The sequence below is a fragment of the Polynucleobacter sp. TSB-Sco08W16 genome (assembly GCF_018687455.1).
In the GTDB taxonomy this organism is placed as follows: domain Bacteria; phylum Pseudomonadota; class Gammaproteobacteria; order Burkholderiales; family Burkholderiaceae; genus Polynucleobacter.
This window is the reverse complement of the sequence record NZ_CP061291.1, coordinates 68265-94696: the sequence shown is the minus strand read 5'-3', so window position 1 is coordinate 94696 and position 26432 is coordinate 68265. Positions and strand designations below refer to the sequence as shown.

General features: G+C 46.0%; 28 protein-coding genes. 8 read left to right on the top strand and 20 right to left on the bottom strand.

Features of this window, described 5'->3' with window-relative positions; genetic code table 11:
- Positions 1-28: 28 nt before the first annotated feature.
- From FD961_RS00545 to FD961_RS00510, 8 genes are all read right to left on the bottom strand, one after another.
- Positions 29-787 (bottom strand): VacJ family lipoprotein, encoded by a 759-nt coding sequence (locus FD961_RS00545; RefSeq protein ID WP_215393666.1) that lies wholly within the window; start codon positions 785-787, stop codon positions 29-31.
- A complete protein-coding gene (mlaD, locus tag FD961_RS00540) occupies positions 787-1269 on the bottom strand; it encodes an outer membrane lipid asymmetry maintenance protein MlaD (protein ID WP_071464468.1) in 483 nt (160 codons plus the stop codon). The genes FD961_RS00545 and mlaD overlap by 1 nt, the downstream gene beginning before the upstream one ends.
- A gap of 21 nt (positions 1270-1290) precedes the next feature.
- Complete coding sequence (gene mlaE / locus FD961_RS00535) at positions 1291-2088, bottom strand: lipid asymmetry maintenance ABC transporter permease subunit MlaE (RefSeq protein ID WP_215393665.1); 798 nt, start codon at positions 2086-2088, stop codon at positions 1291-1293.
- Positions 2088-2936, bottom strand: a complete 849-nt coding sequence (locus tag FD961_RS00530) for an ABC transporter ATP-binding protein (RefSeq protein WP_215393664.1) — start codon at positions 2934-2936, stop codon at positions 2088-2090. The genes mlaE and FD961_RS00530 overlap by 1 nt, the downstream gene beginning before the upstream one ends.
- Positions 2937-2946: 10 nt before the next feature.
- On the bottom strand, positions 2947-4410 hold the full coding sequence (locus FD961_RS00525) for a glutamate synthase subunit beta (RefSeq protein WP_215393663.1): 1464 nt from the start codon (positions 4408-4410) through the stop codon (positions 2947-2949).
- Positions 4411-4448: 38 nt separating this feature from the next.
- Complete coding sequence (locus tag FD961_RS00520) at positions 4449-9194, bottom strand: glutamate synthase-related protein (protein ID WP_215393662.1); 4746 nt, start codon at positions 9192-9194, stop codon at positions 4449-4451.
- A gap of 184 nt (positions 9195-9378) precedes the next feature.
- Complete coding sequence (locus FD961_RS00515; protein ID WP_215393661.1) at positions 9379-10083, bottom strand: transposase; 705 nt, start codon at positions 10081-10083, stop codon at positions 9379-9381.
- 12 nt (positions 10084-10095) lie between these two features.
- Complete coding sequence (locus tag FD961_RS00510) at positions 10096-12432, bottom strand: penicillin-binding protein 1A (protein WP_215393660.1); 2337 nt, start codon at positions 12430-12432, stop codon at positions 10096-10098.
- A 140-nt stretch (positions 12433-12572) separates the two neighbouring features.
- On the opposite strand from FD961_RS00510, the gene FD961_RS00505 reads away from it, so the two are divergent.
- The 4 genes from FD961_RS00505 to aroB are packed head-to-tail and all read left to right on the top strand — an operon-like array spanning position 12573 to position 15990.
- Positions 12573-13265, top strand: coding sequence for a hypothetical protein (locus tag FD961_RS00505; RefSeq protein WP_215393659.1), 693 nt, complete (start codon positions 12573-12575; stop codon positions 13263-13265).
- Positions 13262-14362 carry a secretin and TonB N-terminal domain-containing protein gene (locus FD961_RS00500; RefSeq protein WP_215393658.1) on the top strand — a complete coding sequence of 367 codons (1101 nt, stop codon included), beginning with the start codon at positions 13262-13264 and terminating at the stop codon, positions 14360-14362. The genes FD961_RS00505 and FD961_RS00500 overlap by 4 nt, the downstream gene beginning before the upstream one ends.
- A 12-nt stretch (positions 14363-14374) precedes the next feature.
- Complete coding sequence (locus FD961_RS00495) at positions 14375-14899, top strand: shikimate kinase (protein ID WP_143070583.1); 525 nt, start codon at positions 14375-14377, stop codon at positions 14897-14899.
- 8 nt (positions 14900-14907) lie between these two features.
- Positions 14908-15990 carry a 3-dehydroquinate synthase gene (gene aroB, locus FD961_RS00490; protein ID WP_215394294.1) on the top strand — a complete coding sequence of 361 codons (1083 nt, stop codon included), beginning with the start codon at positions 14908-14910 and terminating at the stop codon, positions 15988-15990.
- 8 nt (positions 15991-15998) lie between these two features.
- Here aroB and cyaY read toward each other — a convergent pair whose 3' ends face one another.
- On the bottom strand, positions 15999-16397 hold the full coding sequence (gene cyaY / locus FD961_RS00485; RefSeq protein ID WP_371817154.1) for an iron donor protein CyaY: 399 nt from the start codon (positions 16395-16397) through the stop codon (positions 15999-16001).
- Between the two features lie 32 nt (positions 16398-16429).
- Between cyaY and FD961_RS00480 the strand changes: the two genes are divergently transcribed.
- Together FD961_RS00480 and lysA are read left to right on the top strand one after the other, a co-directional pair.
- Positions 16430-16621 carry a lipoprotein gene (locus FD961_RS00480; protein WP_215393657.1) on the top strand — a complete coding sequence of 64 codons (192 nt, stop codon included), beginning with the start codon at positions 16430-16432 and terminating at the stop codon, positions 16619-16621.
- The gene (gene lysA / locus FD961_RS00475) at positions 16621-17919 is read left to right on the top strand and encodes a diaminopimelate decarboxylase (RefSeq protein WP_215393656.1); all 1299 of its coding nucleotides are present in this window, start codon (positions 16621-16623) and stop codon (positions 17917-17919) included. Before FD961_RS00480 ends, lysA begins: the two co-directional genes overlap by 1 nt.
- 71 nt (positions 17920-17990) lie before the next feature.
- Here lysA and FD961_RS00470 read toward each other — a convergent pair whose 3' ends face one another.
- Positions 17991-18734 (bottom strand): cytochrome c, encoded by a 744-nt coding sequence (locus tag FD961_RS00470; protein WP_215393655.1) that lies wholly within the window; start codon positions 18732-18734, stop codon positions 17991-17993.
- Between the two features lie 114 nt (positions 18735-18848).
- Between FD961_RS00470 and yihA the strand changes: the two genes are divergently transcribed.
- Positions 18849-19514, top strand: a complete 666-nt coding sequence (yihA, locus tag FD961_RS00465; protein ID WP_071464456.1) for a ribosome biogenesis GTP-binding protein YihA/YsxC — start codon at positions 18849-18851, stop codon at positions 19512-19514.
- Positions 19498-20517, top strand: coding sequence for a porphobilinogen synthase (gene hemB / locus FD961_RS00460; RefSeq protein ID WP_215394292.1), 1020 nt, complete (start codon positions 19498-19500; stop codon positions 20515-20517). The genes yihA and hemB overlap by 17 nt, the downstream gene beginning before the upstream one ends.
- On the opposite strand, the gene FD961_RS00455 is transcribed toward hemB, so the two are convergent.
- From FD961_RS00455 to infA, 10 genes are all read right to left on the bottom strand, one after another.
- Complete coding sequence (locus FD961_RS00455; RefSeq protein ID WP_215393654.1) at positions 20511-20999, bottom strand: MOSC domain-containing protein; 489 nt, start codon at positions 20997-20999, stop codon at positions 20511-20513. The genes hemB and FD961_RS00455 overlap by 7 nt on opposite strands.
- A 4-nt stretch (positions 21000-21003) precedes the next feature.
- Positions 21004-22677, bottom strand: a complete 1674-nt coding sequence (gene dsbD / locus FD961_RS00450) for a protein-disulfide reductase DsbD (RefSeq protein WP_215393653.1) — start codon at positions 22675-22677, stop codon at positions 21004-21006.
- Positions 22674-23024 (bottom strand): divalent-cation tolerance protein CutA, encoded by a 351-nt coding sequence (gene cutA / locus FD961_RS00445; protein WP_215393652.1) that lies wholly within the window; start codon positions 23022-23024, stop codon positions 22674-22676. The genes dsbD and cutA overlap by 4 nt, the downstream gene beginning before the upstream one ends.
- Before the next feature lie 68 nt (positions 23025-23092).
- On the bottom strand, positions 23093-23485 hold the full coding sequence (gene rplQ / locus FD961_RS00440; RefSeq protein WP_071464452.1) for a 50S ribosomal protein L17: 393 nt from the start codon (positions 23483-23485) through the stop codon (positions 23093-23095).
- A gap of 16 nt (positions 23486-23501) precedes the next feature.
- The gene (rpoA, locus tag FD961_RS00435) at positions 23502-24482 is read right to left on the bottom strand and encodes a DNA-directed RNA polymerase subunit alpha (RefSeq protein ID WP_071464451.1); all 981 of its coding nucleotides are present in this window, start codon (positions 24480-24482) and stop codon (positions 23502-23504) included.
- Between the two features lie 23 nt (positions 24483-24505).
- On the bottom strand, positions 24506-25129 hold the full coding sequence (gene rpsD / locus FD961_RS00430) for a 30S ribosomal protein S4 (protein ID WP_011901924.1): 624 nt from the start codon (positions 25127-25129) through the stop codon (positions 24506-24508).
- 116 nt (positions 25130-25245) lie between these two features.
- On the bottom strand, positions 25246-25653 hold the full coding sequence (gene rpsK, locus FD961_RS00425) for a 30S ribosomal protein S11 (protein WP_015420254.1): 408 nt from the start codon (positions 25651-25653) through the stop codon (positions 25246-25248).
- Positions 25654-25671: 18 nt separating this feature from the next.
- Positions 25672-26037, bottom strand: coding sequence for a 30S ribosomal protein S13 (gene rpsM / locus FD961_RS00420; protein WP_071464450.1), 366 nt, complete (start codon positions 26035-26037; stop codon positions 25672-25674).
- A gap of 24 nt (positions 26038-26061) precedes the next feature.
- Complete coding sequence (gene rpmJ / locus FD961_RS00415) at positions 26062-26178, bottom strand: 50S ribosomal protein L36 (RefSeq protein ID WP_012357167.1); 117 nt, start codon at positions 26176-26178, stop codon at positions 26062-26064.
- 34 nt (positions 26179-26212) lie between these two features.
- Positions 26213-26431: a translation initiation factor IF-1 gene (gene infA, locus FD961_RS00410; protein ID WP_068320132.1), complete on the bottom strand. Its 219-nt coding sequence runs from the start codon at positions 26429-26431 to the stop codon at positions 26213-26215.
- Between the last annotated feature and the right edge of the window lies 1 nt (position 26432).

Below are 26432 nucleotides of genomic sequence, written 5' to 3'. Positions count from 1 at the left end.
CTGAGAGCTAATTTTAGCCCTCTAAGCCTTACTCATAGCCATTCTCATAAGCTGGCATCAAAGGCTCTTCGTCATCACGACCCTCATTAATTTGATACGCACGCCTTTGAATATAAGCATCACGCATAAAACTGTACTTATCGATGGCGGCACCATCTAATAAGTCACCCGCTTCGTAATAAGTATTACGTGTATTGACTACACGTAAGCCAGTAATACTATTTCGGAGGGCAACGTCGGGCAGCAACCTAAATAAGTAATCAGACTCCAAGTCGGCAACCGTACCAAAGGAATCGCGCACATTGCTAGGACCAAAGAAAGGTAGCACCACATATGGCCCTGCAGGCACGCCCCACACGCCAAGTGTTTGACCCCAATCCTCTTTGTGCTTTTCAAGGCCGCCTGGCGTTGCTAGATCTAGGAAACCACCCAAACCCATGGTGGTATTCACAACCACTCGCATGAAGTCATTAAATGCAAAGTCTGGCTTGCCCTGTAACAAGTTATACAAAGCGGTATAGATATCGTTGTAGTTACTAAAGAAGTTGTAAATGCCTTCGCGGACAAACTCGGGCAACACAAACCGATATCCCGCCACTACTGGCTTCAGTAAATAAGCATCTAAACCTTCATTGAACTCAAATACTGAGCGATTGAATGGCTCCCACGGATCATTTGGGGAGCGCTCAACCCCTGCAGGAATAGACGCGCAGCCCACTAACGCAACAGCCATACAAAGCAAGATGCATTGCTTCATCTTGCCAATGAACTTGACTGCAAAAAACATTATTTTGCTGCGCCTTTTTCTTGACCGCTATCAGCCGCCTTGTTATACAAGAACTGACTAATTAAATTTTCAAGAACAATGGCAGACTGGGTTTGAGAAATCTTTTCACCATTTGTCAACATCTCGTCCGAACCACCAGCCTCTAGGCCAATGTACTGTTCACCCAATAAGCCTGAAGTCAAAATCTTTGCAGATGAATCTTTAGGGAACTTATAAGAATCCTCAATAGTCATCACCACTGTGGCTTGATACGTTTTGTCATCAAAAGAAATGTTGGCAATACGACCAACCACTACGCCTGCACTCTTTACCGGAGCTCGGGGCTTCAACCCGCCAATATTGTCAAAGCGTGCAGAAATTTTGTAGGTTGGCGCAAAAGACACGGCGTTCATATTGCCAACCTTCAATGCAAGAAATAATGCTGCCAGCAAACCTATGGCAACAAAAATTCCTACCCAGATATCAATTGCACTTTTTCTCATAAGAGCCTCAGTTTATTCTTTCTAATTCGAGAACATCATTGCGGTTAGCAGGAAATCTAAGGCTAATACCGACAAAGAAGAAATCACCACAGTACGTGTAGTTGCCTGTGATACCCCTTCAGGCGTTGGTTTGGCTTCATAACCTTGATAGAGAGCAATAAAAGTCACCGCCACACCGAAAACTACGCTTTTTATTAGGCCATTACCAATATCAGAAAACAGATCCACGCCACCTTGCATTTGAGACCAAAAAGCCCCGGAATCGACTCCAATTAAGGGGACTCCGACAAAGTAGCCACCCATGACGCCTACTGCCGTAAAAATCGTTGCCAAAATTGGCATGGAAATAATGCCGGCCCAAAGTCGAGGAGCAATCACGCGACTCAGTGGGTCTACAGCCATCATCTCCATAGCGCTTAGCTGCTCACCAGCCTTCATCAGGCCAATTTCTGCAGTCAAAGAAGTGCCGGCACGACCCGCAAACAATAAGGCGGTAATGACTGGGCCTAATTCACGAGTAAGAGATAAAGCAACCAAGAGACCTAAAGCTTGTTCTGAGCCATAACGATTTAAGGTGTAGTAACCCTGCAGCCCCAAAACAAATCCAACAAACAAACCAGAGACCGCAATAATCACAAAAGAGTGATTGCCTACAAATAAAATTTGATCCAGGACCAAGCGCGGTCTTTTTAGCAAAAAACCTGAGCGCCAAATAACCGCAGCAAACATACGTGCAGCAAGACCAAGGCTGGCTAAATTGCGGCGAATAAAAAATCCAAGGTCGCCCAATAAATCTAATAACTTGTGAAGCGCAGTCATTAAGCCCTCACTCCAAAATCTTCTTCCAAGCTTTGACCTGGGTAATGGAATGGCACAGGGCCATCTGGAGCGGCATCTAAAAACTGTCTTACGAAAGGATCAGTAGAGCGACTCAGCTCTTCAGGAGTGCCTTGTGCGCCAATCTTTCCATTTGCAATGAAATACACGTAATCCGCGATTTCAAATGTTTCCTCGACATCGTGAGTCACCAATAAGCTCGTGGCTCCCAAGGCGTTATTCAGATCACGAATCAACCTTGCAGTAATTCCTAATGAGATTGGGTCCAGACCAGCAAAGGGCTCGTCGTACATGATGAGAGGAGGGTCTAGTGCAATCGCTCTAGCCAAGGCAACACGTCTTGCCATACCGCCAGAAATTTGTGAAGGCATTAAATCACGTGCACCACGCAAGCCTACAGCATTCAATTTCATAAGTACGAGTGAGCGCAAAAGCTCTTCGCTCAAATGAGTATGTTCACGCAATGGGAATGCAACGTTTTCAAAAACGCTCAAGTCAGTAAATAAAGCACCGAACTGAAAAAGCATGCCCATGCGACGACGAGCCGCCATCAATTGTTCACCGCTCATCTTGCCAATATCTTGGCCCTCGAATAAGACTTGTCCCGCTTGAGCAGTAAATTGACCGCCGATTAAACGCAGGATAGTTGTTTTTCCACAGCCAGACCCACCCATCACCGCAACTACCTGACCGCGACGAAACTCCATATTGAGTCCCGACAAAATTTGTCGCTCACCAGGCGCATAGGAAAAGTTGACGTCTTTGATAGAGACGACAACTTCACCTAGGGGTTTTTGGACATCCAATGAGCTTGGCTGAGGACTATTCATATCCCCGATATTATCGGGGTAAAACAGATGACCCCATTAAATACTGGTCTACTGCTTGGGCGCATTGGCGACCTTCGCGAATTGCCCAAACCACCAAAGACTGTCCTCGACGCACATCACCCGCCGCAAACACCTTAGGAACATTAGTTTGGTAGGCATTCTGACCCTCAACAGTAGCTTTAGCATTGCCCCGTGTATCTTTCTCAACTCCAAAGGCACTCAGCATTTGCTGAACCGGGGATACAAAGCCCATAGCCAAGAGTACCAAATCTGCCTTGATCTCAAATTCGGAATTAGGGACTTCAGCCATCTTGCCGTCTTTCCACTCCAAACGAACGCCGATTAGCTTCTCAACTTTGCCATTTTTACCTTCAAAACGCTTGGTTCCAACAGACCAGTCGCGATCACAACCTTCTTCATGTGAAGAGGAGGTGCGCAACTTTGTTGGCCAATAAGGCCAAACCAAAGGTTTGTTTTCTACTTCTGGTGGCTGTGGGAGCAATTCAAATTGGGTAATCTTGGTAGCACCATGACGGTTTGAGGTGCCTACGCAATCAGAGCCTGTATCACCACCACCAATTACGACAACATGCTTATCTGTTGCGCGAATTTCATTTTTGAAATCGCCAGCATTTTCTTTGTTTTGTGGAATTAAAAATTCCAATGCAAAATGCACGCCCGCCAACTCACGGCCCGGAACAGGTAAATCACGTGGCTGCTCTGCACCGCCAGTAACTACTACCGCATCAAAATCTTTCATCAACTGTTCTGGCGCAACGGTTTTAGTGGAGTAATTTTTTACTTCAGGGCCAAAAGCTTCTTTACCAACAAAAACACCCGTTTCAAATTTCACACCTTCTGCTTGCATTTGCTCAACACGGCGGTCGATCAACCACTTTTCCATCTTGAAATCAGGAATGCCGTAGCGGAGTAATCCGCCAACGCGATCGTTCTTTTCAAATACAGTCACATCGTGACCAACGCGAGCCAATTGCTGTGCAGCTGCCATGCCTGCTGGGCCACCACCAACTACTGCTACTTTTTTCCCAGTCTTAGTCTTGGATGGTTGCGGCTTAACCCAGCCATTTTCCCAACCCTTATCAATGATGGCGTGCTCAATGGACTTAATGCCAACCGCTTCACTATTAATACCTAAAGTACAAGCAGCCTCACAAGGAGCAGGGCAAATCCGGCCAGTAAATTCTGGGAAGTTATTGGTCGATTGCAAAACATCCAATGCATTCTTCCAGTCACTATGAAATACCAAATCATTAAAGTCGGGGATGATGTTGTTTACTGGGCAACCGCTATTACAAAACGGGATACCGCAATCCATGCAACGTGCACCTTGAACCTTGGCCTCTTCATCAGTTAAAACGGCAACGAACTCTTTGTAATGATGGAGGCGTTTAACTGGCACTTCGTATGTTTCATCGACGCGCTCAAACTCCATAAATCCAGTGACCTTACCCATATCTAATCCTTAGTATCTTTTCTTAATGTCTTTATTAATTAAGCAGCAACAGTTTTGTTTTGAGCTTTTTCCCACAACTCACCGAGTGCACGTTTGTACTCAGTTGGAAGCACCTTCACAAAATGACCGCGGGCATTTTCCCAGTCAGCCAAAATTGCCTTAGCGCGCTCAGAGCCGGTATGACGGAAGTGCCGCTCAATCAAGCCCTTTAAGATTTGCTCATCTGTTAAACGCTCGCCACCATCTTTTACATCGACAGGGGCATGCCATTGAGACTGCGGCATCTTGGCAATCTGTTCAGAAGAAGGCAATACTTTTTCCAAGCTTGCCATCGTCGTATTGCAGCGCTTGTCGAACAAGCCATCCTCGTCATAAACATAAGCAATACCGCCGCTCATGCCTGCTGCAAAGTTACGGCCTGTAGCACCCAAGACAACAACAGTTCCACCAGTCATGTATTCACAACCATGGTCGCCAGTACCCTCTACAACAGTAGTTGCGCCAGAATTACGAACCGCGAAACGTTCGCCAGCTACGCCATTAAAGAATGCTTCACCAGCAATCGCACCATAGAGAACGGTATTGCCAACAATGATGTTCTTAGCCGTATCACCACGGAACTCGTGTGGGGCACGAACAATAACGCGGCCGCCTGATAAACCTTTGCCAACGTAGTCATTACCATCACCCACCAAATCTAAGGTGATGCCGCGTGCCAAGAAAGCAGCAAAGCTTTGGCCAGCCGTACCATTCAACTGAATATGAATGGTGTCATCGGGCAAACCTGCATGACCATAACGTTGAGCAACTTCACCTGAAAGCATTGCGCCTACAGTACGGTTGACGTTTTTCACAGGAACAATAAAGGAGACTTTTTCACCACGCTCTAATGCAGGCTCACTCTTCTCAATCAAAATATTGTCGAGTGCGCTAGCTAGGCCATGATCTTGTGTCAAGACTTGATAACGTGGAACTTCAGCGGCAACTTCTGGCTCAGCAAAGATTTTGCTGAAATCCAAGCCATGAACTTTCCAATTTTCAATCCCTTTACGGGTATCTAACAAATCAACGCGCCCAATTAAGTCATCAAACTTACGAATACCTAATTGCGCCATGAGTTCACGGGCTTCTTCAGCAATAAAGAAGAAGAAGTTCACAACATGCTCTGGCTTGCCAGAAAATTTCTTACGCAGTTCTGGGTCTTGGGTAGCTACGCCAACTGGGCAAGTGTTCAAATGACACTTACGCATCATGATGCAACCCTCAACCACCAGTGGGGCGGTTGCAAAACCAAACTCATCTGCACCCAACAAAGCGCCGATCACGACGTCACGGCCGGTTTTCATCTGGCCGTCAGCCTGAACTCGAATACGGCTACGCAGGCCATTGAGAACCAATGTCTGCTGTGTTTCAGCCAAACCAAGCTCCCATGGGGATCCAGCGTGCTTGATAGAAGATAGTGGTGATGCACCAGTACCGCCATCATGACCAGCGATCACCACATGGTCTGCTTTTGCTTTTGCGACACCAGCAGCAACAGTACCAACACCGACTTCAGAAACCAATTTCACAGAAACATCTGCTTTTGGATTGACGTTCTTGAGATCATGAATCAACTGAGCGATATCTTCAATCGAATAAATATCGTGGTGTGGAGGAGGTGAAATCAAACCTACGCCTGGAACTGAGAAGCGTAACTTACCAATGTAGTCAGAAACCTTGCCACCAGGCAATTGACCGCCTTCACCGGGCTTAGCACCTTGCGCCATCTTGATTTGAATCTGATCAGCAGAGCGCAAATACTCTGTTGTTACACCAAAACGGCCAGAGGCAACCTGCTTAATCTTGGATCGTAATGAGTCCCCATCTTGCAATGGAATATTAGCCTCGACTACATCGCTACCCAAGATGCTGGCTAAAGTCTCACCCTTCTTGATTGGAATGCCTTTGAGCTCATTCACATAACGATTTGGATCTTCGCCACCTTCACCAGTATTTGATTTACCGCCAATACGATTCATTGCAATCGCTAAAGTGGCATGAGCCTCAGTAGAGATGGAACCCAAAGACATCGCGCCAGTAGCAAAACGCTTGACGATTTCCTTTGCAGATTCAACCTCATCCAATGGAATTGCCTTGGCCGGATCGATCTTAAATTCGAACAAACCACGCAAAGTCATTTGACGCTTGGTTTGATCATTGATGATGTTGGCGTACTCTTTATAAGTCTGATAGCCCTTATCTGCACCGATACGTGTGGAATGCTGAAGCTTCGCAATCGTGTCTGGCGTCCACATATGATTCTCGCCACGAATACGGAATGCATATTCACCGCCAGCATCGAGCATATTAGTTAAGACTGGGTCATTGCTAAATGCAGCTGTATGCATACGCAATGCTTCTTCAGCCACTTCAAACACGCCAATACCGCCCACATTTGATGGAGTGCCCTTGAAGTATTGGTCAATGATGTCGTGATTTAAACCAATTGCTTCAAAAATCTGCGAACCGGTGTAGGACATGTAAGTAGAAATGCCCATTTTGGACATAACTTTTTGCAGACCCTTACCAACTGCTTTAACAAAGTTTTTCACTGCTTTTTCAGCAGATAAATCGCCTGACAATCCTTTAGCCATTTCCGCCAAAGTTTCCATTGCGAGGTATGGATGAACGGCTTCTGCGCCGTAACCTGCCAAGAGTGCAAAGTGATGAGTCTCACGAGCACTGCCGGTCTCAACTACTAATCCAACGCTGGTACGTAACCCTTTTTGTACCAAGTGTTGATGAATTGCTGAAGTAGCCAGCAATGCAGGAATTGCTACATGATTCTCATCAACTTGACGATCGCTCACGATCAAGATGTTGTAACCAGAACGAACTGCATCAGCAGCCTCAGCACACAAAGAAGCTAAGCGCGCCTCAATGCCAGCCTTGCCCCATGATGCTGGATAGCAGATATCTAACTCATAAGAGCGGAACTTGCCGTTGGTGTAGTGGCCAATATGACGAATCTTAGTCATGTCATCAAAATCCAAAATTGGCTGACTGACTTCCAGACGCATTGGTGGATTGATGTTATTGGTATCAAGCAAGTTCGGCTTTGGACCAATGAACGAAACCAAGGACATCACCATGTTTTCACGAATTGGATCAATCGGAGGATTGGTTACTTGAGCAAACAACTGCTTGAAGTAGTTATAAAGCGGCTTATTCTTGTTGGAAAGAACTGCCAACGGACTATCGTTGCCCATTGAGCCAATTGCCTCTTCACCATTCATAGCCATTGGAGCCATCAAGAATTTAATATCTTCCTGGGTGTAACCAAACGCTTGTTGGCGATCTAACAATTTTGCTGCTGGGCGAATATTGGTTTTCTCATCGATCAAGTCCGCTTTACTAGCGTCGACTTCATCCAACTTCACGCGCACTGCATCAATCCAGCTCTTATATGGCTTGGCCTTAGATACAGCATTCTTGAGCTCAACGTCGTCAATGATGCGGCCTTGCTCCATATCAATCATGAACATCTTGCCTGGCTGCAAACGCCATTTTTGAACAATCTTGCTCTCAGGAATTGGCAATACACCAGCCTCTGAGCCCATGATGACGAGGTCATCATCGGTAACGTAATAACGTGCTGGACGCAAACCGTTACGGTCTAAGGTAGCGCCAATTTGGCGACCATCTGTAAATGCCATAGCAGCCGGACCATCCCATGGCTCCATCATTGCTGCATGATATTCATAGAAAGCGCGACGATTGTCATCCATCAATGCATGCTGTTCCCATGCCTCAGGAATCATCATCATCATTGCTTGGGCTAGCGGATAACCCGCCATTACTAATAACTCTAAACAGTTATCAAAACAGGCAGTATCTGACTGACCTGGATAAATCAATGGCCACAGTTTTTGTAAATCATCTCCAAGTACTGGAGAGCTAATTGCGCCTTCACGAGCATTCACCCAATTCACGTTGCCTTTAACAGTGTTGATCTCACCGTTGTGCGCAATCATCCGATATGGGTGAGCTAATTCCCAAGCTGGGAATGTGTTGGTGGAGAATCGTTGATGCACTAAAGCAAGAGCGGACACAGTGCGCTTATCTTGCAAATCTTGGTAATAAGCACCCACCTGGTTCGCTAACAGCAAACCCTTATAGACAATGGTTCTAGCAGACATCGAGGCAACGAAATATTCTTTGCCATGCTTGAGATGTAAATCTTGAATTGCATGACTTGCTGTCTTACGAATCACATACAACTTGCGCTCCAGCGCATCGGTTGTCATGATGTCGCGCCCACGGCCGATAAAAATCTGGCGAATGAATGGCTCCGTCATTTGTACTGTCGGAGACATTGGCAACTTCACGTCTACCGGAACATCTCTCCAACCCAAAACAACTTGACCTTCTAAACGCACGGTGCGCTCTAATTCTTGTTCGCAAGCCAAACGTGAAGCATGCTCTTTTGGCAAGAAAATCATTCCAACGCCATATTCACCCAATGGTGGCAATGTGATTCCTTGCTTGGCCATTTCTTCGCGATACAAAGTATCGGGGATCTGAATCAAAATTCCAGCGCCGTCACCCATCAATGGATCCGCACCAACGGCACCCCGGTGATCTAAGTTCTCAAGGATCTTCAATCCTTGAGAAACGATCTCGTGAGATTTCTTACCCTTGATATGCGCAACGAATCCTACGCCGCAAGCGTCATGCTCATTACGTGGGTCATATAGACCTTGAGCGATAGGGCGAAGATCTGAATTTATTTGTGTAGTCATAGTATTTCCGAGGGGCAACAAAGGCCCGATAACTTTTGGAAGATCAAATATAGGTGAATACCCATACCGATGCAATAGAAATAAAATGAGTCTGTCCCATTTATTTAACAGTCGCACCAAATTGAATTTTCAAATTGGGGACAGAGTCATTGTGTCCAGCACTCTGAATAAGGCTAAATGATACTTATCTTATTGAATTTAAAGAGTTTATTTTCTTTGGTCGCCCTCGATGGCGTATTTGTGCCAGCTCAGGGGTATCTTTGAATAACTTTTTGGCGTAGATATCACTTACCCAAGGCTTGGAGCGAATCAAAGATTCTGTGATTTGGCGGTCTTCCCAATGGGGGGCGCCCTCTTTCACAAAATCCGCCCACCTCATTTGTCGCTCAAAGGGGGTATTACCCAGCTTCCAAAAATGCTGGTGATCAACCAACCAGGGCTCAGCATTCCCGCCAATATGAGTCGCAAAGCTAGTCCACCCAGATTCTTGAGGGCTCGACTCATAGCCAGCCCGAACTGGATTTAATTCGATATAGCGCTGGCAGCGTAAAAAATAATCAGGATCGATGAGGGATGAACGATAGCGCCCTTCCCATATAGTTCCTGAGCGATGATGCTGTTGGTTGAAGTATTGGGCGTAACGTCTGCCCAAAGATTGCATGGTCTTCGCAAGTGAATCATTGTTTTGCGGCGTCAACAGTATGTGAACATGATTAGGCATTAATGCAAATGCATGAACAGCGCAGCCAAATTGCCTTGCTGCTTCGCGTAACCACTCTAGATAAACACGACGGTCTTCATCACTAAAGAAAAGTGTTTCACGATTATTTCCGCGAACCATGACATGCATTACTTGGCCAGGTATAACAGTGCGCGCTTGCCGAGCCATGTTGATTACGAACTACTGCAGTTCGCGAACTCCACCATTGGGGGCAAATTCTGGAATAAACCAATCGCCATCGACTTGCGTTACTCCACTAGGCACTTCACGGGAGATCTGTGGGCTATCTTTGAGAGCGGTCGTCATGTATGAAATCCACATAGGCAAAGCAAGACCACCACCAGTCTCGCGATCACCCAAGCTGGTTGGTTTATCAAAGCCAATCCAGGCAATTGCTACCACCTTAGGGTTGTAACCAGCAAACCAGGCATCATGAGATTCATTAGTAGTGCCGGTCTTACCAGCAATGTCATTGCGTCCGAGCTTAGCCCGCGCAGAGGCTGCGGTGCCTGTCTTGGTCACTTCTTGCAAGAGACTATCCATGACAAATGCAGTACGCGCATCCAATACCCTAGGGGCACCGTCACCAACGGTAGCAGGCTTAGCTTCAAAAAGAACGGCCCCTTTTGAATCAATCATCTTCTCAATTAAGAAAGGATCAACTCGATAACCGCCATTTGCAAAGACACTATATGCGGATGCCATTTGCAATGGGGTTACAGATCCTGCGCCCAAGGCCATTGTGAGATAAGGCGGATGCTTCTCTGGCTCAAATCCAAAGCGTTGAATATATTCCTGGGCATAAGACGGGCCGATGGCACGAATAATGCGAACCGAGACTAAGTTCTTGGACTTAGCTAGGGCATTACGCAAACGCATCATGCCGTCATATTTGCCGTCATAGTTTTTAGGTTCCCATGCTTGGCTGCCTGTTTCCATACTGCCAATAGACAATGGCGCGTCGTTCACCATGGTGCTTGGGGTAAAGCCTTTTTCAATAGCGGCCGCATATATAAAAGGCTTGAATGAAGAGCCAGGCTGACGCAAGGCTTGGGTCACGTGATTGAATTGATTGCGACGGAAGTCAAATCCACCAACTAAGGACAAAATCGCGCCCGTTTCCGGATTCATAGAAACAAAGGCTGCCTCTACTTGTGGCAACTGCGCCAACTTCCAAACACCGCCATCCGAGAGCAGTCTCACAACAGCACCCGGACGTAAGCGCTTCTTGGGTTGCGTGCTGTCCGTTAAGGATGCAGCGGCCAATTTCATACCCTCACCTTTAATAGTGATGGTGTCGCCAGTAGAAATCATGACCTGCATCTCTTTGGGTTTAACGTCAAGCACCACGCCAGACTGCAAGTCATCTAATTGAGGATATGCGAGCAATGCCTCATCTATGGCGCGCTGACGTTTGACATGATCTTCTGGTAAATCAATAAATCCCTCTGGTCCACGATAAGCATGACGTAAGTCGTACTCAAAAATACCGCGACGCACTGCTTTATAAGCAGCATCTTGATCGGCCTTCAAAATGGTTGTGTATACATCGATCCCCTGAGAGTAAATAGCCTCGCCATACTGGGCAAAAAGTAACTGGCGCACCATTTCGGCGGGGAAGTCTGCACGGACCGCGAATTCGTTGCCAAGGCCGCGAATGTGCAACTCTTCGAGCATGGCTTTTTGATATTCCTCAGTATTGATATAACCAAGGTCTCGCATCCGCTGCAAGATGTACTCTTGGCGAATCTTAGCGCGTCGATAGTTAGTAACTGGATTGTAGGCAGACGGTGCTTTTGGTAGGCCAGCCAACATCGCAGCTTGAGCAACTGATATATCTTTTAATTCAATTCCGAAATAGATTTGCGCTGCACTGGCAAATCCAAACGCGCGTTGACCCAGGAAAATCTGGTTCATATAAATTTCCAGAATTTTGTCTTTAGTTAATTCAGACTCAATTTCCCAGGCCAGCAAAATTTCATAAATCTTTCTGCTAAATGTTTTTTCATTACTCAAAAAGAAATTGCGCGCCACTTGCATCGTAATTGTGGATGCGCCCTGAGCTAAGTGCCCACGAAGGTTAGCCATGCCTGCTCTGAGCACGCCAATATAGTCAACACCACCGTGGGAATAAAAGCGGTCATCTTCAGTAGCAATGACTGCGTTGCGCATTACCAAAGGAATGTCATTTAAGGGGATGACTTTGCGACGCTCTTCGCCAAACTCACCGATCAGCACCTTATCGGCTGAATAAATACGTAAAGGCGTTTTTGGGTTGTAATCAGTTAAAGCCGAAATCTTTGGCAAATTCGGTTTCGCAATCAAGAAGGCATAGCCCAATAAAAGCGTCACCACTAAAGCAACTGCCACACCAATAATGAGCAATGCCTTGATTAAGGGGCTACCTGAAGACTGATGAGACGAGCCCGGATCTACTCGAGGTTGACGAGGACGTCTGTCGGGCTGACGAATTGGACGCTGATTGAACGTCGGCTTGTCTTTTGGGGGGAGCGCCATATATCCAAATTATAGGGTGCTTAGGTAATTTCACCGAAAGCTCCAAAACCCTTGTTTTCCCATTTATATAGAGGCCTTTCTTACAACAGCATCTATTTTTGCTGATGGCTTTTGCTTCTGTGTATTTTCAAAATAATGGGATGCCATCTCGCCAAATCTCCCCACAGTCTTTCGATGACATTTTGAGTGAGCTGGGTGATGATCCCGCCATCCCAGACCCGCATGGAATTCGAAAAAAACATCCTCAAAAGCACCCCTCCTTCAGCGAACAAAATAACTCTGGATCTCAGCCCAAAGTTAGCGCTTTGAAGCCAATTCTTCAGATGGGAGAACTCAAGCAATTAGGGTTATTTCTTGGATTAGCTATTGGCTTTATTGGCATTGCGATAGTTGGATTGATGGCGTTTGAGCATCTAAATGCAGCTCAGCAAACCAAGTTAGAAAGTTCAGATAGGCATATTGCTGAGCTCAAAAAGGAGGTGTCACTTCTAAGAGAGGAGATGCTAGATATTGAAGAGTCCTTATATGGATCAATTGATTTAATAGAAGTGAGTATTCACTCTTTAAAGAAAAATAAGCCTTCTTTTGGCAACAAACCAAGGTCTCAAGAGCCTTCTTTTGAATCAGAGCTTCGCCACTGGCGATATTTGGGGGTCAGTCAAATAGGTGGAGTGCTGCGTGCTTTTTTTCATAACGGCAAAAGCGCTGTGATGTTTGAAAAGGGTGCGATTTTGCTGGGTGATTGGAGGCTTGGCAATGCCGATAAAGAAGTAGCGACCCTCACCCATTCCAATGGCAAATCGATGATTCTCAAACCATCAAAATCCGAATGATCCTTGACCCCAAAAATCTGTTGAAATGGCTTGTCATATTTGCTGTTTTTTTATCCATTCCAACTAAAGCTACAGGCTCAATTAATGCCCATTTAGACTCGCCTATTAGTTTGCAATTTACTGAGATTGAAGTGTCGGAACTTTTGCAAATTCTTGCAAAACTGGGAGGCACTAACTTTTTATTGAGCGAATCCATCAAAGGCAAGATCACAGTCGATTTAAACAACACCCCATGGCAAACTGCGCTGCATTCTATTTTGGCCAGCCGAGGTTTACGTCTGGTCAGAAATGGGGATATCTACTGGATCGGCCCTCATGCAGAAATTGCTGCATTTCAAAAGCACCGTCGCGAAGATGCTGCACTTCCCTTTGGCGGGGATCACATCAATAGCCCAAGACAAATCTTGATAGAGGCCAGAATTGTTGAGGCAGATGAACGATTTGCACGAGAGCTTGGAGTCAAGCTAAGCCATCAAGCAAAGAATATTGGTGGAATCCCAGATAGAAACGTGAGTAGCAACCTTGATTTAGGAGGGGCAGGTCTGAATGGGTTTAGCCCTGCCACCGTTGCCGCAACTCTGGTTTCCAGAAGTGCGAGTCGCCTCTTGCAAATCGAACTCTCAGCGCTTGAGTCAGAAGGGCAAGGCAAAATTCTCTCGAATCCACGCATCATGACGGGAGATCAAGTTAAAGCCACCATTGAACAGGGCACTGAGCTACCCTATCAAACGACTACGCAAAATGGCAGCAAACTGCAGTTCAGAAAAGCCAATCTCCGTTTGGAGGTTTTGCCAAAAATTCATCCAGATGGGAAGATTTCGATGCTGGTGGGGATCAATAAAGACACCATTGGCATGAAAACAGAGCAGGGATATGCCATTGACACAAAGAGTCTTAGCTCCGAAGTCACGGTTGAAAATGGTGGCACAGCGATTATTGGCGGCATCTTTCAAACTACTGAGCGAGAAGATGAGGTCAAAGTTCCTTTATTGGGGGATATCCCCCTAATTGGCCATTTATTTCGCCATAAATCCAAATTACAAGATAAAACTGAACTCTTAGTCTTCTTAACCCCAACTGTTCTAGATAAACCCTAATAAAATCGAAGGGTGAACTCTTCGACAAACAATATCTTTCTGATCGGCCTGATGGGCGCTGGGAAGTCGACCGTCGGTAAAGTTCTAGCCAAGAAATTGGGTCGTCGGTTTTTAGATGCCGACCATGTCATTGAAGAACGATGTGGCGTAAAAATTCCCGTTATCTTTGAAATGGAAGGTGAAGACGGATTTCGCAAACGGGAAGCACAAGCCATTCGCGAAGTAACTAGCGAGCACAACATTGTCCTAGCTACTGGCGGTGGCGCGGTACTGCTTCCGGAGAATCGGAATGCGCTAAGTGAACAAGGCACCGTTATCTACCTGCACGCCAATCCAACCGAGCTTTGGCATCGAACTAAAGGTGGTGAAGGACGCCCACTACTTCGCAATGGTGATGCCAAAAAAATTCTAGAAAATTTATATGCAGTTCGCGACCCTCTTTATCGCGAGATTGCCGATCATGTGATTGAAACTGGTAAACCCAGCGTTAATCAACTGGTTAATACTTTAATCATGCAGCTTGAACTCTCCGCTTGAAAACTATGATGAAAACACTTGAAGTTGATCTTGGCAATCGCAGCTACCCTATTTATATTGGCACTGACTTAATCGATCAGCCCAAGCTATTTAATGCCTGCGAAAAATCAACTTCGATTTATATCGTTACAAACACCACGGTAGCACCGCTATATGCGCAGCGCCTAACTAAAACTTTAGAAACTTTTGGTAAGCCAGTCAGAGTCATTGTTCTTCCCGATGGTGAATCTTATAAGGATTGGAAAAATCTACAACTCATCTTTGATGATCTCTTGAAATTTGGTGCTGATCGTCAAACCATGTTGGTTGCTCTCGGTGGCGGCGTTATTGGTGATATGACTGGCTTTGCAGCTGCTAGCTTCATGCGGGGCATTCACTTTATTCAAGTTCCAACTACGCTTTTAGCTCAAGTCGATTCTTCTGTAGGCGGCAAAACGGGTATCAATCATCCGTTAGGCAAAAATATGATTGGGGCCTTTCATCAGCCCCTTGCTGTCATTGCCGATCTCAATACATTAAAGACCTTGCCTCCGCGCGAACTCTCGGCTGGCCTTGCTGAAGTAGTCAAACACGGCGCTATTGCTGACTCTCAGTTCTTAGATTGGATTGAAGCAAATGCTCAGCCTTTATTGGCATGCGACACAGATGCGATGGGTCATGCAGTATTGCGCTCTTGTGAAATTAAGTCAGCAGTAGTTTCTGCTGATGAAAGAGAAGGTGGCATTCGCGCTACCCTGAACTTTGGTCACACATTTGGTCATGCTATTGAGGCTGGCATGGGCTATGGAGAGTGGTTGCATGGTGAAGCGGTGGGGTGCGGAATGGTGCTTGGCGCAGATTTATCTTGTCGGCTCAATCAGATCACACAGGCCGAAGCAGAGCGATTAACTAGCATCATTCAGTCTATGAACCTACCCATAGTTCCGCCAAAATTTGGTGCGGCACGCTACATGGAACTGATGCAGGTAGATAAGAAAACTGAGGGCGGTCAAATCCGCTACGTGATCTTAGAAAAAATAGGGAAGGCCCAAATTAAGAGTGTTCCCGATGCCCAGGTGATCGAAACCTTAATTGCTACTGGCGCAGCTTAAGCAGCGCATTAGGATTTGATCAATCCGATCTTCAATGTCTGCCCAGCTTGGGCACTAGCAAATTCTGATAAGTCACTTAAGAGCTCTTTACCAGTTTTGGTATCAAGCCACAGGGGTTGAGCTACTGTGCCAGCCCAGCGATAGTGGTAACCGCCTGATTTAGCAGCCACCCAAATTTCATGAAGTGGTGGCTGGGTATTGACCACAATGACGCTTTTATCCCGAAAGCGAATATTGATGACATTTCCGCCCTGGCGCTCCACATCCAAATCAAGATCTAATGCGTCGTCTGCAGCTTCCAGCGCAACTTCAATCGACTGCAACAGATTGCTACCCAATTGGTAGAACTGCTTGTCATCAATGGTTTCTACGCCTGAATTATTTGGATTCATAACAGAGTCCTGCATGCTATATTCAATCATTCGTTTTAGAGACATTCATGATAGCGATTCTTAATAGAGCCCTCGGTATTAGCCTCCTAATATCCCTTGTAGGATGTGGGGTTAGGGGGCCTCTATATATGCCAAATGTACCCCCTGCTCCTACACCGCCTACCGATCCTGAGCCTAAGGGTAAGTTGTATCCGCCCCAGACTCCTGCTAGCACCAACCCCTCTTCCCCGGCTAATTAATGACTAGTAAAGCAATTCCTATTCCTCACTTATCTGGCTTTACTGAACGCAATGGCAATTGGTATGCCGAAGAAATTCCATTAGCAGATTTGGCAAAAGAGTTTGGTACGCCACTTTATGTCTACAGTAAAAAAGCGTTGACTGAGGCTTACCAGGCCTATGACAAAGCTTGTATTGATTCCAAAGGTAAGCGTCGTGCGCGTGTGCACTACGCCATGAAAGCCAATAGCAATTTAGCAGTCATCGATTGCTTTAAAAATTTGGGCGCTGGTTTTGACTTAGTTAGCGGCGGTGAATTAGCCCGTGCCCTAGCTATTGGCGCTGATCCCAAAAGCCTTGTGTTTGCTGGCGTTGGTAAATCTTCTGCAGAAATCGCAACCGCTTTGCAGGCTGGCGTTAAATGCATCAATGTTGAATCAATTGCTGAACTACACAACATTAATCGTGTTGCTACGAAATTAAACTGCCGTGCCCCAATTTCTTTACGCGTGAATCCTGATGTAGATGCACAAACTCACCCCTATATTTCTACGGGTTTAAAAGGAAATAAATTTGGTATCGCGTATCACGAAGTTTTAAAAACCTATCGTGAAGCATCGCAACTTTCACAGATTGATGTAGTCGGAATTGACTGTCATATTGGGTCGCAGATCACTACTACCGCACCTTACTTAGATGCCCTGGATAAGGTATTAGATCTAGTAGAACACCTCAAAAGAGAAGGCATTGTGATTCATCATCTGGATCTTGGCGGCGGACTCGGTATTTCTTATAGTGATGAAACTCCACCTGACATTACTGAGTTCACCAATACCCTGCTAAACCATGTAGCTGAACGCGGCTTTGACCATCTAGACGTAGTACTCGAGCCTGGGCGCTCACTAGTAGGCAATGCTGGCGTGCTTTTGACAACCGTCGAATATCTTAAGCCAGGCGCCGAGAAAAACTTCTGCATTGTCGATGCCGCGATGACTGAGCTCATGCGTCCAGCTCTTTATGAAGCTCACCATGGCATCGTGCCGGTGCAAGCCAAGCAAACAAAGAGCCTGACTTATGACATCGTTGGTCCAGTTTGCGAATCAGGCGACTGGCTTGGAAGAGATCGTCATCTTGCAGTTGAAGAAGGCGATCTATTAGCAATCCTCTCGGCTGGTGCTTATGGATTTGTGATGGCATCGAACTACAATACTCGCCCAAAGCCGGCAGAGATTATGGTTGATGGAAAAAATGCGTATGTTATTCGTGCGCGCGAAAAAACAGCTGACTTATTCGCTACTGAAACAGTTTTGCCAAAATAATCTCAAACAGATTTAGACAAATAAAAACCCCGCTTCTTGAGCGGGGTTTTTATTTGAAGATCTATCAATACTTAATGTAATCCAGCCATGTAGTCAGAAACGGCTTTCATTTCTGCATCTGAAAGCTTGCCAGCAATGGTAGTCATCATTGGGCCATTCTTACGCGTACCGTTACCAAATGCCACTAACTGGGCGTATGTATAGTCAGCCCACTGACCACCTAAGCGTGGATATTGAGCAGGAATGCCAGCACCGTTTGGACTATGACAAGCAGCACAAGCAGGAACGCCTTTAGCAGCGATACCGCCGCGATAAATGCTTTGACCCAACTCGATAGTGTCTTTATTTTGAGCAACGCCTTGTGAGACTGGTTGCTTTACCAAGAACGCTGAAATATTAATCATGTCTTGCTCTGTCAAAGTAGCAGCCATACCCATCATGATTGCATTGGCACGAGTACCTTCTTTGAAGTTTTTCAATTGCTTAGTGAGGTAAGCGGCATGCTGAGCAGAAAGTTTCGGCCATGTACCCACTGCACTTTGTCCTTTGGGACCGTGGCAGGTAATACAAGCAGTTACACCCCGAGTTGCATCACCAGCTGAATACAATGCTTCACCAGCGGCTAAATCAGCCTTTGGCTTGCCTGGAACTGCCACCTTTACTTCGGCAGCAGGTGCTGCCTCTGCTGCAGGCGCCATAGGAGCAGCATCAGCCGCATTAGCTGGAACAGAAACACCGATCAGGGCGAAAATAGAGAGGACTGCAAATCCAGCACGCAAGCTAGTGAATTTGGAGATTTGAGAGGTTTGACGCATTATGTTTACCTTGGCAAAAATTCCTAAAAGTGTTTGGGCCCTACATTTACAACCTTTTACCCAACACCATGAGATATTTCATGATTTTGCGTGATTTTACAATAGCTTCAGGACATGTCTAAACTCTTTCAAGCCCGATTCGCCACTACAGTCAATGACACCCATTGCCTGCCTGCTACCCCCTTGCGGGAGGTGGCCTTTGCTGGTCGCTCAAATGCGGGTAAATCCAGCGCCCTGAATGTCCTTTGCAACCAAAAAAGACTCGCTTTTGCTAGTAAAACCCCAGGACGCACCCAACATATCAATTATTTTGGAATCTTTGCAAAAGATGACCTTTTGGCTTACTTAGTCGATTTACCAGGCTATGGCTACGCTGCGGTCAATCATGAGACCAAATATCACTGGAATGCCCTTCTAAGCGACTATTTACAGGAGCGTGAGCAATTGGTCGGCATGGTACTGATCGTGGACTCTCGCCGGGGAATAACCGATCTGGATGAACAAATGATTCAATGGTTCGTGCCAACCGGTAAGCCGATCCATATTTTGCTCAGCAAATGCGACAAACTCAATAAGAGTGAATGTAAACATGCTCTTGAAGCTGTGCGCAAGCAACTACAACAATATGACCCTGCTTTGCCTGATGGCACGGGAGAATCAAAGCAACTTACGGCACAATTATTCTCTAGCACCAAACGCATTGGTCTTGAAGAGGCAGATAATTTAATTATTAAATGGCTATTTGAAGCAGAAACCCATGAAGATGAAATCACCAGTTAACGCTTTGCTCAACTTTCCAAGTCATCGCCCGCGTCGCATGCGACGTGATGGTTGGTCGCGTCGTCTAATGCAGGAAAACTCGGTTTCAGCAAGCGATCTCATTTATCCAGTTTTTCTTCTAGAGGGTCAAGGCAAGTCGGAGGCTGTTGCCTCAATGCCTGGCGTAAATCGTGTTTCATTAGATCTTCTCATTCCAGTTGCAAAAGAATGTGTCGAGCTCAGAATCCCAGTCTTAGCACTCTTTCCGGTCATCGATGCATCCTTAAAGACCCCCGATGGGAAAGAAGCCTTTAATCCATCCGGGCTTATTCCAACGGCTGTTCGTGAACTCAAAAAACGCTTTCCAACTTTAGGCATCATGACCGACGTTGCGCTCGATCCGTATACAAGCCATGGCCAAGATGGCGTACTAGATGATCAAGGTCGCATTCTCAATGATGAGACCACTGCAATCTTAGTGAAGCAAGCTCTTGTACAGGCAGAAGCTGGGGTTGATATCGTTGCGCCATCAGACATGATGGATGGTCGTATTGGAAAAATTCGGGAAGCGCTTGAGCAGAAGAATTTAATTCATACTCGCATCATGGCTTATTCCGCCAAATATGCATCTGCTTTTTATGGTCCATTTAGAGACGCGGTTGGCTCGGCAAAAAACTTAGGTAAGGCAGATAAAAAAACTTATCAGATGGATTGCGCCAATGGTGACGAGGCTTTGCGAGAGGTTGCACTTGATATCAGCGAAGGTGCGGATATGGTCATGGTGAAGCCTGGCATGCCCTATTTAGACATCGTGCGCCGTGTTAGAGAAGAATTTAATTACCCCACTTACGCTTATCAAGTAAGCGGAGAATATGCCATGCTCAAAGCTGCCGCCCAAAATGGTTGGCTTGATCATGACGCCGTCATGATGGAATCTTTACTCGCATTTAAACGTGCCGGCGCTAATGGTGTTCTCACTTACTTTGCTCTAGAGGCGGCTAGACTCATTCAGTCAAATCAATAATATTCAGTAAGTAGGTCGCCAAGCTTGATCTCGCCTGCCTCTAATATTTGAGCCCTAATTCCGCCTCTACCCTCAAACGCCTTAAGAAAATCTTTTTTCTTGGAGAGTTTGGATGGGCGCTCGCATGGAATGCATAACTCAGTAGCCCTCAGTTTAAGCTTGCCCAAATAAAATTCTTTGCCAACTAAGTTATTTAAGAGTTGCGAGCTTAAGCCCTCAATAACAATATTTCTTCTGGTTTCATAGTCCAGAAATGGATCTAGGCCCAGCAACTTTAATTCCTGATTTGCCGCATCGATTCCCGCTCGCGTAATCAGCGAGATATCCCTTATCTTTGTTGGTAATCCCTTTGAATATGCCCCCAAGCCAAGCGCATACCGATCACCGTCAATCCCAACATTGGGAAGCATCTTCACAAAGCTCTTTTGAAGCATTGACTCACCAGCGCTCGATGCAATGAAAATACCGGAGACTTTTGCCATCGCTTTAGTAGCGAACTATTCTACGCAATTGCTCTAGAAAGCGCTGTGGCGGCATATAACCAATCACGCGTTGATCTTTTTGTTCACCCGAGCTTTGATCGAAGAACAAAATACCGGGCGGGCCATACAAACCAAACCGCTTCAATAGTGCTTGATTCTCAGGGCTATTTGCTGTCACATCGGCTTGCAATAAAACAAATTGCTTTAGCTCTTTGCTCACTTCAGTGTTTGTAAAAGTATTCACTTCCATTTCTTTGCAACTGATACACCAATCGGCATAAAAATCGAGTAATACTATTTTTTGCTCTTGCTTTGCATTTGTGAGTTGAGCATCTAACTCTGCCGGCGAATGAATGACGACAAAAGATAAATCCCCTACTTGATGAATACTCTGCCCATTAATGGTCTTCACAGAGCCAATAGGCTCATTTTTTTGAGTTAAAGGAGAGGCAATCCAGGCAGCGGTGGCAACCAATAAAACACCTAAGGTACGCTGTAACCAAACCATCCAAATACCGGTAGATGGAATTAATATGCGCGCCTCAATTGCAATGAAGAGGAGCGGTAAGCCCATTCCCAGCGCCATGACAAAGAGCAATCCTGCGCCCAGACTGATCGAGCCTGTTTGAGCAATAAAAGCTAAAACACCTGCCAATGGAGCGGTAATACAAGGGCTAGCTACCAAAGTAGAAATGCCCCCCAAGGCAAACGCTCCAAAGACACTACCTCCCTTTTGACGACCAGCAAGCCGGTCTACATGCTGATGCCATGCTTGGGGTAAGCGTAAGTCATACAAGCCGAATAAGCTGCCAGATAAGGCCAACAGTAATAGCGCAAAAGTAGCCAGTGCAAATGGGCTTTGTAATGCTCTTTGTACGCTCCCTCCAAGGGCTGCCATGAGTACGCCAGCCATGGCATAGACCAGCGCCATACCCAAGACATAGGACGCCGCCAAGACACTGGCACGCCTCTTGGATACAGCTTGCCCGCCCTGCGTGCCAAAGATCACACTAGAGAGAATTGGCAACATTGGTAAAACGCAAGGCGTAAATGCCAATGCTAAGCCTAAGACAAAGAACGCCAAGAATAAATAAGCTGTGGAGGTACTTTGTAGAAACCGGCCAATGGCATTGACGTCATCGCGCTCACGCCATAAATCCGTCAAGCTAAATTCTGCTTGAGAACCTGATGAAACTTGTGCACCGTCCAGAACCTCGGGTATTGGTGCGGCCTTAACACCAGGCGCAGCTAATAAGAATTTCAGCGTCATAGGTGGATAGCAAATGCCCGCCTCGGCACAACCCTGCAAAGTGACTTCAACATGAGTCGGTTTTCCAGCAACGGGTTTGATATCCAGCAAAACCATAAAGGGCTGCTTATAAATCTGCAGTTTTTTCTGAAAAGTTTCATCAAACTTTTCAACACCATTAGGTAATTGAGGTCTGATGTTATATAGCTTCCCAGCTTGCGTGCCAGCATCAAATTTCAGTGATTCTTGGTAGATGTAGTAACCCTTGGCAGGCAAGAACTCAAGCTCTACTTGATTTGAATTTTCCAACCAAGTAGCTTCTAGTCGGAACGCCTTTTCTGGTGGCAAGAAATCCGTAGTCGCAAATACTTGTGCTGATAGCAGCACAATTAAGGCAAAAACGATTTTCAGAAACGATGGAATTCTCATGCCTTTGAATTTACCTCAGCTTGAACCCATTCGCCGTATTGCTGCGCATATTGCTCGGGTGAAAAAGCCAGAATCTCTGGAATATCATATGGATGCTCCGCTTGAATAAAGCGGGAGATTTGTGGCCACTTGCTTGCAGTAGTTTTTGCGGACAATAGAACCTCATATTCCTCGCAAAGCTTGCCTTCCCAGCGATAAACCGACTTCATACCACCCATCAATTGGACGCAGGCAGCCATTTTCCCCTCTACCAGAGCGTGAGCTAAGCCTTTAGCAGCCTCCATATTGGGAAGGCTAGTAATGACCATCAGGAGCCGATCGGGATTGACTGAGGGGTTTTGAGACATACCGTATTTATAAACCTATAAATAAAAAAGCCAGACCGAAGCCTGGCTTTTAGATGCAACTGGGAGACTTAAGCCTCTTCAGCTACTGTTGTTTCTTCAACTTCTGGACGATCAACCAACTCAACCAATGCCATTGGGGCATTGTCGCCATGACGGAAGCCGAACTTCAAAATACGAAGGTAGCCACCTGGACGGGTTGCGTAACGTGGGCCGAGCTCTGTAAAGAGCTTGGTCACGATATCGCGATCACGAGTGCGATTGAATGCCAAGCGACGGTTTGCCAAGTTGTCTTTTTTACCAAGGGTAATCAAGGGCTCAACAACCATGCGCAATTCTTTTGCTTTTGGCAAAGTGGTTTTAATCACTTCGTGCTCCAAAAGAGAATTGGACATGTTGCGCAGCATCGCCAAGCGATGTGAAGATGTTCTGTTTAGTTTGCGTAAGCCGTTTCCGTGACGCATGATGCTTCCTTTCTAATTATTTCTCGAGGTTAGCTGGAGGCCAGCTTTCGAGTTTCATGCCAAGACTTAAACCACGAGCAGCCAATACATCTTTGATTTCATTCAAAGACTTACGACCCAAATTAGGCGTCTTCAACAATTCATTCTCTGTACGTTGAATCAAGTCACCGATGTAGTAAATGTTCTCAGCCTTCAAGCAGTTTGCAGAGCGAACTGTGAGCTCGAGATCATCAACCGGACGCATCAACATAGGATCAACCATTGAAGAGCGACTTGGTGCGAGATCACCAGAAACTTCGCTGCTCTCAAGAGCTGCGAATACTACTAACTGATCAACCAAGATGCTAGCAGCCTGGCGAATTGCTTCTTCAGGAGACAACACACCGTTGGTTTCGATTGTCATTACGAGACGATCAAGGTCGGTACGTTGCTCAACACGAGCAGACTCAACGGCATAGCTAACACGGCTAACCGGGCTAAATGAAGCATCCAATACGATGCGGCCAATGATCTTAGTAGTTTCGTCGTTGTATTGACGAACGTTACCTGGAACGTAGCCACGACCTTTTTCAACCTTGATCTGCATGTCTAACTTGCCACCAGCGGACAAGTGAGCGATCACGTGATCAGGATTGATGATTTCTACATCGTGTGGCAAATCGATATCTTTTGCAGTAACAACGCCTGGGCCTTCTTTACGCAAATTGATAGTGACTTCATCACGGGACTGCAATTTAAATACGATACCTTTGAGGTTCAACAAGAGATTGACAACATCTTCTTGCACTCCATCTAAAGTGGAGTATTCATGAACTACACCTGCAATAGCTACTTCAGTTGGTGCATAACCAACCATCGAGGACAAGAGTACGCGACGTAATGCATTTCCGAGTGTGTGGCCATAGCCACGCTCGAACGGCTCCATAACAACCTTAGCTTGGTTGGCGGTAAGCGCTTCAACAGAAATAATTTTTGGCTTGAGCAAATTTGTTTGCATATTTTTTCCTTGAGAGTGCCTAATTAGCGTGAATACAATTCGACGATCAAACTTTCATTAATTTCACCGCTGATGTCTTCACGGTCAGGCACTTGCTTAAATGTTCCCTCGAGCTTAGCTGCGTCAACTGAAACCCAAGTAACAGCTGCCATTTGTCCAACTAAATTGAGTGATTCAGTAATACGCGCTTGCTTTTTCGCTTTTTCACGAATCGCAACAACATCACCAGGCTTTACCTGAATTGATGGGATATTCACAGGGCTGCCATTGAGCAAAATTGCACAATGGGAAACCAACTGACGCGCTTCAGCGCGAGTAGAACCAAAACCCATACGATAGACTACGTTATCGAGACGTGACTCTAACAACTGAAGCAATGTTTCACCAGTATTGCCCTTACGACGCTCAGCTTCTGCGAAGTAACGACGGAACTGACGCTCTAATACGCCATAGATACGCTTGACCTTTTGCTTTTCACGCAATTGATTGCCGTAATCAGATGTTCTTGAGCCGGATGTACGACCATGTTGACCAGGCTTAGTATCTAACTTGCACTTGTCTGACAGGGCGCGACGAGCGCTCTTTAAAAATAAGTCGGTACCTTCCCGACGTGCTAATTTGGCCTTAGGCCCTAAGTAACGTGCCACGATGCTTTCCTTTCTTTGCCGCAGCCTTACGACCGGCGGTGAGTTCGCCCTTTAAATCAGGCGAACAGTGGGCTTTAATAAAAAACTACTAAAACTTGTACTGCCAACTTCCTAGCTTAGATACGACGACGCTTAGGAGGACGGCAACCATTGTGTGGAACTGGAGTTACGTCCTGAATCTCAGTGATCTTGATGCCCAATGAGTTCAATGCACGAACTGCTGATTCACGACCCGGGCCTGGGCCCTTGATCTGAACTTCTAAATTCTTGATACCGCATTCAATAGCTGTCTTACCAGCAACTTCTGCAGCTACCTGAGCGGCAAAAGGTGTTGATTTACGTGAGCCCTTGAAGCCCTGGCCGCCAGAAGTTGCCCATGAAAGCGCATTTCCTTGACGATCAGTGATCGTAATAATGGTGTTATTAAAAGAAGCATGAACGTGTGCAATACCGTCAGCAACGTTCTTTTTAACCTTCTTACGAGCGCGCTGTGAGGCTGCGGAAGCGGATTGTTGTTTTGCCATGTCAATAAACTTTCTTGATTATTTCTTCAGTTGCACGCCAGACTTACGCGGGCCCTTACGGGTACGAGCGTTAGTCTTAGTACGTTGACCACGTACAGGCAAGCCCTTGCGATGACGTACGCCACGGTAGCAACCTAAGTCCATCAAACGCTTGATGCTCATAGTTACTTCACGACGAAGGTCACCTTCGGTAATGAACTTACCTACTTCATCACGTAACTTTTCCAAGTCAGCGTCAGTAAGATCTTTAACTTTTTTATTGATTGCAACACCTGTTGTTTGACAAATTTTGTTAGCACGAGTTGTGCCAATGCCAAAAATTGCTGTTAAACCGATAACAGTATGTTGATGATTTGGGATATTTACCCCAGCGATACGTGCCATGAGATTTCCTCTTAATTAACCAGATCAGCCTTGACGCTGCTTATGACGTGCGTCTGAAGAACAGATCACGCGCACAACGCGTTTGCGCTTAATGATCTTGCAATTTCTGCAAATACACTTAACGGATGCTAAAACTTTCATAACTCACCTCTTAAAAATAGGTACAACTTAATCTTTACTTCGCCCGGAATATGATTCTGGCGCGCGTCAGGTCGTAAGGAGTCATCTCCACCGTCACCTTATCTCCCGGCAAAATACGGATGTAGTGCATCCGCATCTTTCCGGAAATGTGCCCTAAAACCACATGACCGTTTTCTAGCTTCACGCGAAACATCGCATTCGGCAAATTCTCTACAACTTCTCCCGCCATCTGAATTACATCGTCTTTAGACATT